14 protein-coding genes and 1 tRNA gene are annotated in these 14,851 nt (G+C 39.2%); 13 read left to right on the top strand and 2 right to left on the bottom strand.

Annotation, left to right across the window (positions count from 1 at the left end; translation table 11 throughout):
• Positions 1-41: 41 nt before the first annotated feature.
• Together T344_RS0101770 and T344_RS0101775 are read left to right on the top strand one after the other, a co-directional pair.
• On the top strand, positions 42-911 hold the full coding sequence (locus T344_RS0101770) for an SPFH domain-containing protein (RefSeq protein ID WP_027627296.1): 870 nt from the start codon (positions 42-44) through the stop codon (positions 909-911).
• Between the two features lie 18 nt (positions 912-929).
• Positions 930-1,127, top strand: a complete 198-nt coding sequence (locus tag T344_RS0101775; RefSeq protein WP_004630124.1) for a type II toxin-antitoxin system antitoxin — start codon at positions 930-932, stop codon at positions 1,125-1,127.
• 122 nt (positions 1,128-1,249) lie between these two features.
• Here T344_RS0101775 and T344_RS0101780 read toward each other — a convergent pair whose 3' ends face one another.
• Entirely contained in the window at positions 1,250-2,506 is a 1,257-nt protein-coding gene (locus T344_RS0101780) for a methyl-accepting chemotaxis protein (protein ID WP_027627297.1), read from the bottom strand.
• A gap of 379 nt (positions 2,507-2,885) precedes the next feature.
• Between T344_RS0101780 and T344_RS0101785 the strand changes: the two genes are divergently transcribed.
• From T344_RS0101785 to T344_RS0101830, 9 genes are all read left to right on the top strand, one after another.
• Positions 2,886-4,265: a beta/alpha barrel domain-containing protein gene (locus T344_RS0101785; RefSeq protein WP_027627298.1), complete on the top strand. Its 1,380-nt coding sequence runs from the start codon at positions 2,886-2,888 to the stop codon at positions 4,263-4,265.
• 255 nt (positions 4,266-4,520) lie between these two features.
• Entirely contained in the window at positions 4,521-6,449 is a 1,929-nt protein-coding gene (locus T344_RS0101790; protein WP_027627299.1) for an aconitate hydratase, read from the top strand.
• Between the two features lie 71 nt (positions 6,450-6,520).
• Complete coding sequence (locus T344_RS0101795; protein WP_027627300.1) at positions 6,521-7,192, top strand: GntR family transcriptional regulator; 672 nt, start codon at positions 6,521-6,523, stop codon at positions 7,190-7,192.
• 188 nt (positions 7,193-7,380) lie between these two features.
• Positions 7,381-7,617, top strand: coding sequence for a helix-turn-helix transcriptional regulator (locus T344_RS0101800; RefSeq protein WP_004630230.1), 237 nt, complete (start codon positions 7,381-7,383; stop codon positions 7,615-7,617).
• Entirely contained in the window at positions 7,617-8,072 is a 456-nt protein-coding gene (gene def, locus T344_RS0101805; protein ID WP_027627301.1) for a peptide deformylase, read from the top strand. Before T344_RS0101800 ends, def begins: the two co-directional genes overlap by 1 nt.
• A gap of 438 nt (positions 8,073-8,510) precedes the next feature.
• A complete protein-coding gene (locus tag T344_RS0101815; protein WP_027627302.1) occupies positions 8,511-9,257 on the top strand; it encodes a MerR family transcriptional regulator in 747 nt (248 codons plus the stop codon).
• A gap of 76 nt (positions 9,258-9,333) precedes the next feature.
• Positions 9,334-9,660: a DUF3795 domain-containing protein gene (locus tag T344_RS27360; RefSeq protein ID WP_051571531.1), complete on the top strand. Its 327-nt coding sequence runs from the start codon at positions 9,334-9,336 to the stop codon at positions 9,658-9,660.
• Between the two features lie 548 nt (positions 9,661-10,208).
• Positions 10,209-11,147 (top strand): dockerin type I domain-containing protein, encoded by a 939-nt coding sequence (locus tag T344_RS0101825; RefSeq protein WP_242842009.1) that lies wholly within the window; start codon positions 10,209-10,211, stop codon positions 11,145-11,147.
• Positions 11,148-11,809: 662 nt separating this feature from the next.
• Positions 11,810-12,277 (top strand): pyridoxamine 5'-phosphate oxidase family protein, encoded by a 468-nt coding sequence (locus T344_RS0101830; protein ID WP_027627304.1) that lies wholly within the window; start codon positions 11,810-11,812, stop codon positions 12,275-12,277.
• A gap of 283 nt (positions 12,278-12,560) precedes the next feature.
• Here the strand turns inward: T344_RS0101830 and T344_RS0101840 are convergent.
• Positions 12,561-12,636 (bottom strand) — tRNA-Glu (locus T344_RS0101840).
• A 255-nt stretch (positions 12,637-12,891) separates the two neighbouring features.
• On the opposite strand from T344_RS0101840, the gene T344_RS0101845 reads away from it, so the two are divergent.
• Both T344_RS0101845 and T344_RS0101850 read left to right on the top strand, forming a co-directional pair.
• Positions 12,892-13,416 carry a sigma-70 family RNA polymerase sigma factor gene (locus T344_RS0101845; protein WP_027627305.1) on the top strand — a complete coding sequence of 175 codons (525 nt, stop codon included), beginning with the start codon at positions 12,892-12,894 and terminating at the stop codon, positions 13,414-13,416.
• Positions 13,409-14,782: a DUF4179 domain-containing protein gene (locus tag T344_RS0101850; protein WP_027627306.1), complete on the top strand. Its 1,374-nt coding sequence runs from the start codon at positions 13,409-13,411 to the stop codon at positions 14,780-14,782. Before T344_RS0101845 ends, T344_RS0101850 begins: the two co-directional genes overlap by 8 nt.
• The last annotated feature ends 69 nt before the right edge of the window (positions 14,783-14,851 follow it).

Consider the following 14,851-nt stretch of genomic DNA (forward strand, 5'->3'; position numbering starts at 1 on the left):
TAGATATCATATTAATATTGTTCTTATATGGAGGGATCGATATGAAAGAAATAATTGGAAAGACCAGATCGGGAGGATTTATTCTATTATTATCATTTTTGATTTTGATACTTAGCGTTGTCATTTTTGTAGAGGCTATAATAATAGGACCTGAGTTTTTGGCAGCATTAGGTATCTTGCTGTTTATTGTATTTATTTTCATGCTGCCGGGCTTCTTTACCATACAGCCCAATGAAGCAATGGTACTGATTCTGTTCGGTAAATATTCCGGCACCATAAAGAAAGCCGGATGGCATTGGGCAAATCCGTTTTATACAAAGAGAAAGATCTCACTGAGATCCAGAAATATCAACGGAGATAAAATAAAAGTCAATGATGAAATGGGCAATCCCATCGAAATCGCTGCTGTTATAGTGTGGAGGGTGGAAAATACCGCTGAAGCCGTTTTTGATGTAGATAACTATGTTGATTACGTAAATGTACAGAGTGAATCGGCCTTGAGACATCTGGCAGGCATGTATCCATACGATAATACCGAGGACAGTCATACAATATCGTTAAGAGGAAGCGCGGATGAGGTTGCGGAAGCTCTGAAAAACGAGCTGCAGCAGCGTTTGGGAAAAGCAGGTGTGGTAGTTGAGGAAGCAAGACTTTCACATTTGGCATATGCACCGGAAATTGCAGCAGCCATGCTCCAGAGGCAGCAGGCGGCGGCAATCATAGCAGCAAGACAAAAGATAGTTGAAGGTGCGGTCGGTATGGTTCAGATGGCATTAAATAAGCTCAGTGAAAATGAGATTGTGGAACTGGATGAAGAAAGAAAAGCTGCCATGGTCAGTAATCTGCTTGTAGTACTTTGCGGCGAAAAGAATACGCAGCCGGTCATTAATACCGGAACTTTGCACAACTAATATAAAGGCGCTGATATTATGGCAGAAAAAAAATCAATACTATTGAGGCTGAGCCCTAAAATGTGGGAAGAAATATCAAAATGGGCCGATGATGAATTCAGATCGGTAAACGGTCAGATAGAATATCTTATAAGTGAAGCACTCCGCAAGCGGAACAAAAAACTGCCCGGTGAAGAGACTGATGAGAGCAGCCCGGACGGGAATACTGATAGTTAGCTTTAATACTGAGTTTTAGAAAGGTATAAGTTCTATATAACTATATCGAAAAAAGCAACCTGCAGCTTCGATGCTGCAGGTTGCTTTTTTATAATTTTGTAATCTTAAAGTCGGTTCATGATTTATCTTAACTTGTATTTCTTCAATTTCAGATCGAGCTGTTTAACCAGCTGATTAAGGCTTTCCGACGCAATCTTCATATCGTCAAGAGTCTTGAGCTGATTTTCAGTGGTTGCAGCAACTTCTTCGCTGGAGGCTGCAGTTTGCTGGGAAACAGAGGAGATGTTTTCAATTGCACTGATAACTTCACCCTTATCTTCCTGCATTTTAATAACAGCCTTATTTACATCATTTATCTTGGCAACTATGTAATCAATGGCATTTGCTATGTCTGAGAAGGAACTGTTTGTCCTGTCAACTGCAAGGTTCTGTTCCTGAGATACTTTTTTCATTATTTCCATTGAGGAGATGGCTAAAGCAGACTCTTCCTGAATACTCTGCATCATATTATTGATTTCTTCAGTGGACTTTCTGCTCTGATCGGCCAGCTTGCGGACTTCGTCGGCAACAACTGCGAAACCTTTTCCGGCTTCACCGGCTCTTGCTGCTTCAATTGCTGCATTGAGTGCCAGCAGGTTTGTCTGTTCTGCAATGTTTTCAATAGATTCAACAAATAAACCTATATCTTTTGTTGTATTGGTAAGATTTTCAACAACGGCGAAAATCTTTTCAGAGGTTTCGTAGGTTTCTTTGGATTTGTCTCTCAAGGTGGTTACCGCCTTAAGACCCACAGTGTTAAGATCAATTATCTTGTTTGTCTCATTTGTGATACCACTGTAGCTTTCATATACGAAATTTATCTGATCTGAAAGCTTGTCTACTACCTGAACACCCATCTGCGCTTCTTCAGCCTGTGAAGATGCACCCTTAGCTATTTCATCAATAGTCTTTGCAATCTCTTCAATTGCATTGGAAGCATTTTCGGAAGTCGAGGTCACTTTTCTGGAAGCCTGCGAGATGGAAAGTGAGAGATTAAAGAAGCTTTCTATCAGTGAACGCACATCACTGATAACCAGGTTGACGATAGAGGCCATATGACCCATTATTCCATAAGCCTTTGGTTCGATCATGTGTGAAAAATCGCCTGACTTAAAACCATCCAAATCTTTAGAGAACTGCGTGATAGTTTTTTTGTACTGAAGCCCTGTAAGAATTATAAAAACAACACAGCTCGCCAAACTTGCAAACAGCGTGTAAAAGGCAAACTGTACTTTACCGCTTATAATACCTCCAATGATACATAAAACAACACTGATTACAGCACCAATAACATAAAGATTACTGGGCTTTTTACCATTTGTCTCTTCTGTTTTTTTCATAATACTCCCCCCGAAAAATAGAAATGTTGAAAATGAAAACCGTGCAATCTATTTCATTCCTCAAATATAATAACATTATACATTGGAATATACTACTATTCTACAGATATTCTACAAAAAGAAATAAAATCCTTCTTTATTTACCATAGTTAGGCAGTTATTTTTAATGAAAAAGCACTGAAATCTAAAATCAATTATGAAAAAATTGGAGTAATTTGAGGATTTATAAATTATTGACACGGTGTGTATAATTGTATACAATTATACACATATACATAAATACGATTCTAAAGAGGTTCTGAAGCTAATCAGAACCTATCTTTATAAATTTTTATTCAGCATTTGTGTGGCTGCGCAGCAGCAGAATGGAGAGGTCAATATGATAGAATTTAACAGGAAATCCAACACCCTGGAGCAAACACAGTACAGGTATGCGTTGCAGGACATTGCCGAACCCAATCTCTACAGAGAGATATATAATTATGACGAGGTGCCCAAATGTGCTTTTAACCACCGCCGGGTACCGATGAACCCGGCAGACGAAATATGGATAACGGATACCACCTTCAGGGATGGACAACAATCAAGAGCTCCATATACGGCGGAACAGATAGTAACTTTATATGACTATTTACATAAGCTGGGCGGCCCGAAAGGTATCATCCGTCAGACCGAATTCTTCCTTTACAGCGACAAGGACAAGGAAGCGGTATATAAATGTTTGGAGAGAGGCTATCAATTCCCTGAGGTAACAAGCTGGATACGTGCGTCCAAGAGTGATTTCCAGCTTGCCAAACAGATGGGCATGAAGGAAACCGGCTTCCTGGTAAGCTGCTCCGATTATCATATATTCAACAAGCTCAAAATGACAAGGAAGCAGGCCCTGGACAGCTATCTCAGTGTAATTAAGGAAGCTATCAGTGTGGGTATCAAACCGAGATGCCACCTGGAGGACATTACAAGGGCAGATTTTTACGGTTTTGTGGTTCCCTTTGCACTTGAACTCAGAAAGCTTATGGATGAAAGCGGAGTGCCAATAAAGCTGAGAGCCTGTGATACCATGGGTTATGGCGTCTCCTATCCGGGTGCGGCGCTTCCGAGAAGTGTGGGAGGAATAATTTACGGTTTGAGACATCACGCCGGCTTCCCCAGCGAATTGATCGAATGGCACGGACATAACGATTTTTACAAGGCTGTCTGTAACTCAGCCACTGCATGGATGTACGGCTGTTCCTCGGTAAACTGTTCACTTTTGGGAATAGGGGAACGTACCGGAAATACACCTCTTGAAGCTATGGTGTTTGAATATGCGTCGCTCAGGGGAACCACCGACGGCATGGATACTACGGTTATTACCGAAATAGCAGAGTACTATGAAAAGGAACTTGACTATGAGATCCCGCCAAGGACACCGTTTGTCGGCAGGCACTTCAATGTGACACAGGCCGGAATACATGCAGACGGACTCTTAAAGGATGAAGAAATATACAATATATTCAATACAGGCAAGCTGCTGAACAGACCTATAGGGGTGGCCATAACACAGACCTCCGGCCTGGCTGGGATTGCATTGTGGATCAACAACTATTTCCGCCTTTCAGGGGACAGCCTTATAGATAAAAAAGATGACAGGGTAGCTGTAGTAAAGGAATGGATCGACGCACAGTACAAGAGCGGAAGAAATACCTCCATCAGTGACAAGGAAATGCTGAAGTGTATAAGGGAACTGGCTCCTGACTTGCTTCCGGAAGGCAGATAGTGTCTGTTTGTCTGTTGACTTTTATTTCAGCTCGACCGGCGTATATTAGTAGACTTAGTAAACTTAATAGAATTAATATAATTGATACTTCTATTATAAGTGAAAAAGGTATGGCTTTTATATTGAAAAATAGTTATTAAATAGATATTATTATATAGGTTTTATATTATTTTATTAATTATTTATTATATGAAACCGGTCAAATTGATATCATTGATTATGAATATGTATATTTTTTAAGGGGGCTTTATAAAAATGGGTTTGAATTTAGCACAAAAAATAATAAAAAATCACCTGGTAAGCGGTGAAATGGTCACAGGCAGTGAAATATCCATCAGAATTGACCAGACACTCACGCAGGATTCCACCGGTACAATGGCATACCTTCAATTTGAGGCAATAGGTATACCTAGAGTAAAGACAAAAAAATCAGTGGCATATATTGACCATAATACTTTACAGGCCGGTTTTGAAAATGCCGACGACCATAAATACATCCAGACTGTGGCTTCAAAGCACGGTGTATACTTTTCAAAGCCCGGAAACGGCATATGTCACCAGGTACAGCTTGAACGCTTTGGTGTTCCCGGAATGACATTACTTGGCTCGGACAGCCACACTCCGACAGGCGGAGGAATCGGTATGCTCGCCATTGGTGCCGGCGGCCTTGACGTAGCTGTTGCAATGGGAGGCGGACCGTACTACCTGACAATGCCAAAAGTCTGTAAGGTGGAACTTAAAGGAAAACTCAATCCGTGGTCGGCTGCAAAGGATATAATACTGGAAGTTTTAAGAGTATTGTCTGTAAAGGGCGGTGTCGGCAAAGTTATCGAATATGCAGGAGAGGGAATCAAAACTCTTACCGTTCCCGAAAGAGCAACCATCACAAACATGGGAGCAGAATTGGGTGCTACCACTTCAATATTCCCAAGTGACGATGTGACTCACGAATTTCTCAGGGCACAGGGCAGAGCTGCCGATTGGGTGGAATTATTGCCTGACGCCGATGCAAATTACGATGAACATATAGTTATTGATCTGGCAACCCTTGAGCCAATGGCTGCCAAACCTCACAGCCCGGATAATGTCGAGAAGATCTCAACAATAGGCAAAATCAAGGTTGACCAGGTTGCAATCGGAAGCTGCACAAACTCATCATACATGGATATGATGAAGGTAGCCGCCATTTTAAAAGGAAAGACAGTCAATCCCAATGTAAGCCTTGTAATAGCACCCGGTTCGAAGCAGGTCCTTACCATGCTGGCACAGAACGGTGCTCTGGCCGATATGGTTTCGGCAGGGGCAAGAATCCTTGAATCTGCCTGCGGTCCATGTATAGGTATGGGGCAGGCTCCATGTACAGATGCGGTATCCTTGAGAACCTTCAACAGAAACTTTGAAGGCAGAAGCGGAACAACCTCTGCCAGGGTGTACCTTGTAAGCCCTGAAGTTGCAGCAGCAAGCGCGCTTACCGGAGTACTGACAGACCCCAGAGAGCTGGGAGAGGCTCCTAAAATAGAAATGCCTGAGGAATTTGTCATAAATGACAACCTTGTGGTGGCTCCTGCACCTGAAGGAAATGATGTGGAGGTAGTAAGGGGGCCTAATATAAAGCCCTTCCCTGTTAATAAGGCATTGTCCGATAAGATTTCAGGAAAAGCTTTGATAAAGGTTGGAGACAATATCACCACCGACCACATAATGCCTTCAAATGCAAAACTGCTGCCATTCAGGTCAAATGTACCTTATCTTGCTGAATTCTGTCTGACTCCATGTGATCCTGAATTCCCTGCAAGAGCAAAGGAAAACGGCGGAGGTTTCATAATCGGAGGTTCAAACTATGGTCAGGGTTCAAGCAGGGAACATGCTGCATTGGCACCGCTTCAGCTAGGGATCAAAGGTGTTATAGCCAAATCCTTTGCCAGAATCCATATGGCAAATCTGATCAACTCCGGAATAGTTCCGATGACCTTTGAAAACGAAGCGGATTATGATACCATAGATATGAATGATGAACTTACTATTGAGAATGCCATAGATCAGGTAAAAAAGGCCGGTACTGTCATAGTAAGAAATCTTACTAAAAACAGAGAGATAAAGGTCAGGGTATCTTTGTCGGACAGACAGGTACAGATGATACTTGCCGGAGGTTTGCTGAATTTTACAAAGGTAAATAACGGCTGACATATATAATTATTTAATTAAAAGCGTGTGGGATACCCCGGCATTTTTACACGCAGATGGGATATCAAAAAATGGCTAGGCTGGAATATGACGAAAGTGAAAACCTGGTGAATTCTCTTCGAGGGAAGGTTTTTAATCAGCTTCGGAAGCAAATCCTGACCGGGGTTTACAAGCCCGGTGAGAGTCTGATTGAGTTGAGACTGTCGGAGGAGCTTGGAGTGAGCAGAACCCCCATACGGGAGGCTATAAGACAACTTGAGCTGGAAGGACTGGTTCAATCCATACCCAACAAGGGAGTTATAGTTAAGGGAGTATCCGAACAGGATGTTGAGGATATATTCATCATACGGACAATGATTGAAGGACTGGCGGCCAGATGGGCGGCAGAGAAGATTACCGATGAAGAGATCAAGGAACTGCAGGAGGCTCTTGAGCTTGAGGAGTTCTATACCATTAAGAACGATGCCCGGCATCTGATGACTTATGACTCCAAATTTCATGATATTATTTTCAAGGCAAGTAAAAGCAGGCCTCTGATGCATATGCTAAGCACCTTCCACTTTTATATCCAGAGTGCGAGGAATAACTCTTTTGAGACTCCGGGAAGACCTGTAAAAGCGCTTGATGAGCATAGAGCCATATTTGAAGCCATCAAAAACAAGGATGCGGATACTGCCGAGAAACTAACAATCCAGCATATAACCAATGCCAGCATGAATTTTAATAAGACACATCAAAAATAGGTTTTTATTAGATCATTATTTATCTGTAAAAGACACAAAGTTGAATGATTAGCTTTGTGTCTTTTTGTGACTGATTTAGTAAGGTAGACTTGACATTAACCTCTAAACTGATATACAATTAATGTAAGGTAAACATGACAGTGCGATAAAGGCAATACGAAGAAAATGCAGGGCACACGGAGGTAAAGATGAAAAATAAAATCAGGGAACTGCGTGAAGTAATGGGCTTGACCCAGGAACAGCTGGGGGAACTGGTGGGTGTATCCAGACAGGCAATAAATGCTATTGAAACGGAAAAGTTTGAACCTTCAATATGGCTGGCCTATGATATTTGCAAAGTATTTGGCAGCACAATTGAAGATGTATTCAACTTTGAGGAAAGTGAAAGAAAATCAAGAGCTCAAAAAAGCAGAGGTGTTGTTTAATGGCAATAAGGCAGATCAGAACGGTGGAAGATGAGGTATTAAGAAAAAAATGCAGGCCTGTGGAAAAAGTAAATGACCAGATAAGACAGCTATTGGATGATATGGCCGAAACAATGTACCACACCGAAAATGGGGCAGGTCTGGCAGCTCCGCAGGTGGGAATTTTAAAGAGACTTGTTGTATTGGATATGGGGGATGGTCTGATTAAACTGGTTAATCCTGTAATAATCAGTCAGGAGGGAAGCCAGGAGGTTATTGAGGGCTGTTTGAGCATTCCAGGTGTTGCCGGCAGATTAATACGCCCGGCAAAGGTTACAGTTGAGGCACTGAATGAAAAAGGTGAGAAAGTCAGGTATATTGGGACAGGAGAGCTGGCCAAGTGCTTCTGCCATGAACTTGACCATCTGGATGGGGTATTGTTTACAGATAAAGTGACCGAATATATACACCTTTAATGAAATATAGATATGTCCTGTTAGACAGGACATATACCCGAATATATAAAAACAACTTTGCAACGGCAAAGCTGTTTTTATATATTCATTCAAATCCTTCAAAATATTAATTTTTAATCAAGTCATGAAATCAGCTTGTATATAAGTATTATTGGAAAGGAATATTGTAAAAAAGTGCAGATCGTGTGACGCTTTGCCAAAGTTATATACATATTGTGCTTAACCGATCTCTTCATACAGTTTTCCTCCTTGATGTATTTATTTTATCTAATCATATAATAAATTCCAAATACTGTAGATACCTGGTACTTAAATTTGCTGTTGGATAGCTTGATTATAAACAAATATTAAAAAAATGTTGACAGTTACGCTACGTAATCATTTACACTTAATGTAAAAAGTACTTCTTAATAATTTTTGGAGGAAGGAGATCGTACAATGATGGCAGCACTTATTAAGATAAGTGACGTATCAAAAAAATACAATATAACAAAAAGAACTCTCAGGTTTTATGAAGAAATCGGGCTGTTAAAAAGTATTAAAGATGAGGCATCACATGCCAGATATTATGACGAAGAGGGAATTAACAGATTGGAACAAATTCTTCTCCTCAGGAATATTAAATTAACCATGAATGAAATTTCCAGGGTGTTGCTGTCCGATAATGGCAGGCAACTATCCCATATTCTCCTTAGCAGGCTGGATGAAATAGAAAATAAAATATATGAACTAAAATACAGCAAGTCTATTATTCAGTCGGTTTTAAAAATGAGTGAAGATATTGGAATCAGCAATGTTAATATTTATCAGTTCCTGCGAGAGCAAATATTATTGCATAGTACTGATGAAAGGATGATAAGCATGGAAAAGAGCTACAAAGGCGATACAGTCAGGCTCGAATTTGGAACAGGAATTATTCCTTATATAAATACCATTGGGCAAGAGAATTTTATTGATTTGTTTAAAGGCATGAGAAAAAAGCTTGAGCTGGAACTGAAGAAAGGGATTCCCTTAATCAGGCTTGTGGATAATGAAGGACTGGATGAATTCCAAATCAGAATAAGTGTAAAGGATAATGTCTTGATTGATACAAACCTTCAGGCAATTTCCGATGAGGACAAGCTAAAAGAAATGGTACATTATCTTGAAGGTATTGTAAGAGCTAATATTGATGAAATTTCTTAATTTGCTAAACTAAGATTATAACTAAGATAAGTGTTTCTGATAATATGATTTCGAATATGGTTGGGAGGAAAGGGCGTTGGATAAATTGATTGCGTATTGTGGTATAAACTGTTTTACATGTCCATTATTTATTGCTACATCAACTGAGAATATTTCGTTGAAACAGGAACTTGCAGACAAATGGGGAGAGATTTACAAACGTACATTTGATATTGAAGAAATGAAATGTTATGGCTGTAAATCCGGCAGGAAGTTTTTTCTGTCCGACAAATGTAATATTACGCAGTGTAATACAAGCAAAGGCATACATACATGCAAACAATGCAGTAACAGCCCCTGTAAAAGGATTAATGAATTTTATGAATGGCAGAAAAACAACAAAACAGGGGTTGAATTTATATAGATAACAATACTTATTTATAGGTCAAATCTGAAATGCCACAATAGATATTATTGATAATAGGGTTGAAATGGATTTGGAATTTTATATATTACTGATTAGATAGATTGAACATTGCCGCTACATTCAGGTAAATTGGATAGCGGCTTTTTTGCGTACAATCCTTTATTGAAAGTCTGAGCGATCTAAACTTGAGATGGGGTGACTCAGGAGCTTAATCCTGTCGAAGGGAGGAGTAGTCCCCAAAGGAGTCCGAAGAACTCCTGATATTAATATTGCAAAAAGTTGTATTATATACAAAATTACTGTTGAAAATATGGGAAATATTATATATAATTGAAATAAATGTAAATAGTCACAATGGTTATTGAGTGAAATTGGACACATAAATGTTTATGTCCAGAATAATATCCTTAAATTTTAAGGAATAAATTCTATATGCAAAATAGTCTGAGCAGTTTTATGTATTTTTTCATAGCAGTGTTTCCACTTCTAAATTAATACATATGCTTTTGCATTTGTATATAAATATTTTATAGGAGGTTGTTGTTGTGAAAAAAAGGGTTATTTTTTATCGGATTATCACATTAGTAGTTATTAGTGCATTTCTAAGTTTCAATTTAGTGCCTAATGTTGCAAAAGCCACATCTGATGAAGCTTCAAACGATGCTCAGAGTGCTGCTGCAAGCAAAATTAAAGGAAGTGAAGTTCTTGTTATCGGGGATTCATTCCTAGCTTTGTCACGTGATATAGTAACAAGGCTGCAGCAAAATGCTAAAAATGAAGGAGTCCTGGATTCAAGCGACAAATTCAGGGACAACTCGGTAAGTGGAACCATGTTAAGCGGCGGAATATCGCCGGACATTCCCACCCAATATCAAAATGGTGTAAATGCAGGTACTGTAAAGTATGTTATAATGGACGGTGGAGGAAACGACTGCCTTGCAGGTAATGTTGACAACGCAGTCGCGGCGGCAAGAACACTGTTTGGACAAATGGGAAGAAGCGGAACCGTCAAGGTTTTCTACCTGTTTTATCCTGATCCTGTGGGGGGGTTGGCCGGTTCGTTAAAACCGAAACTGGATACAATGAGACCGCAGATAAGTAGTATTGTAACTAGTTCTGCTGCGCCTAAAGGATACTTTCTTGATTTAAGGCCTACTTTTGAAGGAAAATATTCTTCATACATTTTGTCCGATGGCATACATCCTACACAAGCAGGAAGTTACGCGGCAGCCGATGCCATATGGGCTGAAATGAAAAGGGTCAATTTCTTTGAAAGTACCGCACCGGTAAAATACGGAGATTTCAACGATGACGGAAATATAGATTCGCTGGATTTTGCTCTATTTAAGCAGTATTTGATGGATTCCCAAAATAAATATAATATAGTTCTGGATTTGAACGTTGATAATACTGTAGATTCTGTTGATTATGCTATTATGAAACAATACCTGCTGGGGATCGTTAAAACACTGCCAGTTAAATAATGCTGCCTGAGTATAAATATAGCAGATAAAATAAAGTTAGTTTTGTTCAACTCTACAAATGTACAAAGCGAAGGAGTGCCGTAGAATGAAAGTACATTCATTCTATGACACTCCTTCTTCTTTTAAGTTTATTTTTCTTCAAATATCTCGAGTTATCTTAGTTTTTTACATACTATGCAGAGAACCTAGTGCATACATATCCCAAATCAACATAAAAATGTAAGTCCATCGTCGACCTAATAAAAGATGCATCATTTTTACAGTAAGAGTTATATACCATCTTGAAAAAACAAGACAGGCTTATATCAAAGCAGCTTAGTACTTTTTCATTGGTACTTTTTTCTTGAGCACCTTAACAGATGATCTACTCGTCATGCAGTTTTCAAAGTTCATAAATATCTAACATCATCTCTGCACTTTATTCTAAAAATACTAGTTTAAGACTTGACTTTTAATAGTTAGTCTTTTTGGGCGTATAGGAACTTATAACTTTTTATTGGAAGTCTAAGCGCAGTTAAACCTGGAATAATAATTTTAAATGCTGATTTGCATATTTTGGTTGACTGTTTCAGTATGACAAGATACTATTTACTAATAATGGATATTTATAATGATTATTGTGAGTGACTAAAAAATAAATGGTATTGGATGGGTAAGGTTATATGGAGCTTGATTTTGGTACTGTCTTAAATTTATTGGAAAAAGAAAAATTATTATACTTGGCGACTACAAACAAAATTTATCCGGATAATTCCGCTGTTTGTTTTGCATATGATCAAGACTTGCACTTATATTTTGGAAGCTATTCAGATACATTAAAATGCAGAAATCTGGCTGAAAATCCGCATGTTGCGGTATGTTCCGGAACATTACAGATTCATGGAATTACCAGGTTAATACCCTATGGCAGTGAAGCTTATAAATATAAAAGAGAAATTTATGACAGGCGATTTCCTCAATATGCATCAGTGTTTGAGAGGATTAATAATGAATTATATGAAATTACTCCTTTGGTAATATGGCGGTATAATCCCTCTCTCGGTGAAATGAACAGGGATGAGTTAATATTGGAGCCTGGATATTATAATTCAATTGCACCTTATAAATTTCACATATATGAGCAGCGATAGAATATATTACTGATAATTATATTTATATTTGGTTCGAATCCCAAAATAAAAAAATTAAAAGCACCTGCATAAATGCAGATGCTTTTTGGTGACCCATAGGGGATTCGCCGCATGCTGTGCATGCTAATGACGTCGCCCACCGCGCACCTCTGGCTTGCGGTGCCGGGCTCCTACGCTCGCTGCAAAACAGCCATTAAGGCTCTTTTGCTTACGCTCGCGCCCTCCCGGGTTCGAATCCCAAAACAAAAAAATTAAAAGCACCTGCATAAATGCAAATGCTTTTTGGTGACCCATAGGGGATTCGAACCCCTGTTACCGCCGTGAGAGGGCGGTGTCTTAGGCCACTTGACCAATGGGCCATTAACATGTTTTCAAGTTTAATGACAAAAGCTATTATAGCATGGGTAATATTGACTGTCAAGGAGTGTGTGGAGGCAACATTGTTATGTGTGGCAGCAATATTGTCATGTGTAATAGCAATATTGTAATGGGGGATACTGCGTTATTATAAATATTTTTAAATATTTGAATCCGGAATGAGTTGTTTATGGTCTAATATATAGAATTAAAGAATAAAGGGCTAATGAAAATCAAGGAGATACTTATAAAAAGCTATGGAAGAATTGGTAAGAAAGGCTCAGCACGGGGACCGCGATGCCTTCTACGAAATAATATCCGCGTCCAGGGAAAAATTATATAGAACAGCATATTCGTATCTGAAGGATGAACATGCCGCACTGGAGGCTGTGGCAGAGACTACCTGCAGAGCCTATATTTCCATAAACAGGCTCAGGGATTCCAGGTACTTTACAACCTGGCTGACAAGAATACTCATAAATTATTGCATTAATGAGTTAAAATATCTTTCAAAGCACACTTCGGAGGATATGGCATCCATTAAGCATATTTGCATAATGGATGCGGACGGCGGAATAGAGGAACGGCTTGACCTGACCGACGGTCTCACAAAAATTAAACCCAAATACAGAGATGTATTAATCTTGAAGTACTTCGAGGATTTTTCCACAGAAGACATAGCAAAAGCATTAAACAAACCTGTCGGTACTGTTAAGACCTGGATAAACAGAGGTCTCAAACAGCTGAGGGATAACATGAAGGGGAGTGAACACTGTGTTTGACAATATTAAAATTCCTGAGGATATAGATAAATATATAAATAAAGGCATTGACCGGGGACGGAGGAAAATGGCCGCAAAAAGGATAAAAATGTTTTCTGCGGTTATGGGCAGCCTGCTGCTGGCCATGTTTATTACCGGTATTAGAGTCTCTCCTGTTTTTGCTTCCAATGTAGCCAGGATTCCGGGGTTAAATTATATTGTTGAACTTGTAGGTTTGGATAAAGGACTCTCGGCAGCAGTTGAAAATGAATATATCCAGCATATAGATAAATCCGTCGAGTATGAAAATATCAAATTCACAATAAAGGATATTATTGCCGACAACAGCGGAATTATTGTGTTTTATTCGCTGGAAAATAAAGGCAGTCATGTTATGCCCCGTATCAGAGACGTTAAGTTAACTGATTCCAGGGGCTCGGATTTGAAGATGAGTATAGGCTACGACGCGGCACGGTATGAAGGTAAAAAATTTGAGGGAAAAATAGAGTTTTATTCAAATGAAAATCAGGGTGAAGTAATACCTGACAATCTGGTTTTAAAAGTAAGTTTGGAAGAACAAAAAAAGCTAAAAGAAAGTGAAATATCCGCAAAGGACAATATTTTGGAACAGGATATGGGCATACCTGGCGAACCTGAAGTTATAAGCGGAAGCTGGCAGATTCCGTTCACCATAGACAGGGAGAAATTATCGGGTGCTGAAAAGATATACAGTATCAATCAAACTGTCGAGGTTGAGGGACAAAAGATAAAATTCGAGGATATAAGGATTTACCCAATAAAAAGTATTCTGTCGGTCAGCTTGGACCCAGCCAATACAAAAAAACTATTTACTTTTGAAGATTTGAAGCTGATGGATGAAAACGGAGAAGAGTGGGGGAGGATAGTAAATGGGTTATCGGGCTCCAATCCGGGAGGCGATCGTCAGACCTTGAATTTCCAGAGCAACTATTTTACAAAACCGAAGGAACTGTACATCACAGGTAATTACATCAGAGCCCTGGATAAGGACAAGTGCTATTTTACCGTGGATACTGCAAACGGGAAAATATTGTATTCACCATTTAATTTATTGAGTTTAATGGATATAACTGTCGGCAAAGATCAAATGTTTTTAAGTGCTGAAATGAAAAGAAATGCTCCATATTCAGATAAAAATTTTTCTATAACCAATGAAGCGTTTGATTCCAATGGACATCCTCTTACTATAATAAGTGAAGGGATGGAAGGCGGAGACAAAGTATGTTATTACCATTATAATTTGAAAATTGGATCAGGCTTTAAAGGGCCTGTAACCTTTAAATTATGTGATTATCCCAGCAGGATAAGCGGCCGCTTTACGGTAAAGATACCTCTGGACGGCAAATAGTATTTATTTGGCAATAAGGACAAAATAAGTGATATGGAAGCTTTAAAGTGCCATATTTTGTGGTATAAT

The sequence above is a fragment of the Ruminiclostridium cellobioparum DSM 1351 = ATCC 15832 genome (assembly GCF_000621505.1).
Lineage (GTDB): Bacteria > Bacillota > Clostridia > Acetivibrionales > DSM-1351 > Ruminiclostridium > Ruminiclostridium cellobioparum.

What these genes read in the sequence shown, in the direction of transcription:
- T344_RS0101775 (WP_004630124.1), top strand. Translation starts at nt 930, where the DNA reads ATGGCAGAAAAAAAATCAATACTATTGAGGCTGAGCCCTAAAATGTGG.
- T344_RS0101785 (WP_027627298.1), top strand. Translation starts at nt 2,886, where the DNA reads ATGATAGAATTTAACAGGAAATCCAACACCCTGGAGCAAACACAGTAC.
- T344_RS0101780 (WP_027627297.1), bottom strand. Translation starts at nt 2,506, where the DNA reads ATGAAAAAAACAGAAGAGACAAATGGTAAAAAGCCCAGTAATCTTTAT.
- T344_RS0101790 (WP_027627299.1), top strand. Translation starts at nt 4,521, where the DNA reads ATGGGTTTGAATTTAGCACAAAAAATAATAAAAAATCACCTGGTAAGC.
- T344_RS0101800 (WP_004630230.1), top strand. Translation starts at nt 7,381, where the DNA reads ATGAAAAATAAAATCAGGGAACTGCGTGAAGTAATGGGCTTGACCCAG.
- T344_RS0101845 (WP_027627305.1), top strand. Translation starts at nt 12,892, where the DNA reads ATGGAAGAATTGGTAAGAAAGGCTCAGCACGGGGACCGCGATGCCTTC.
- T344_RS0101830 (WP_027627304.1), top strand. Translation starts at nt 11,810, where the DNA reads ATGGAGCTTGATTTTGGTACTGTCTTAAATTTATTGGAAAAAGAAAAA.
- def (WP_027627301.1), top strand. Translation starts at nt 7,617, where the DNA reads ATGGCAATAAGGCAGATCAGAACGGTGGAAGATGAGGTATTAAGAAAA.
- T344_RS0101795 (WP_027627300.1), top strand. Translation starts at nt 6,521, where the DNA reads ATGGCTAGGCTGGAATATGACGAAAGTGAAAACCTGGTGAATTCTCTT.
- T344_RS0101815 (WP_027627302.1), top strand. Translation starts at nt 8,511, where the DNA reads ATGATGGCAGCACTTATTAAGATAAGTGACGTATCAAAAAAATACAAT.
- T344_RS0101770 (WP_027627296.1), top strand. Translation starts at nt 42, where the DNA reads ATGAAAGAAATAATTGGAAAGACCAGATCGGGAGGATTTATTCTATTA.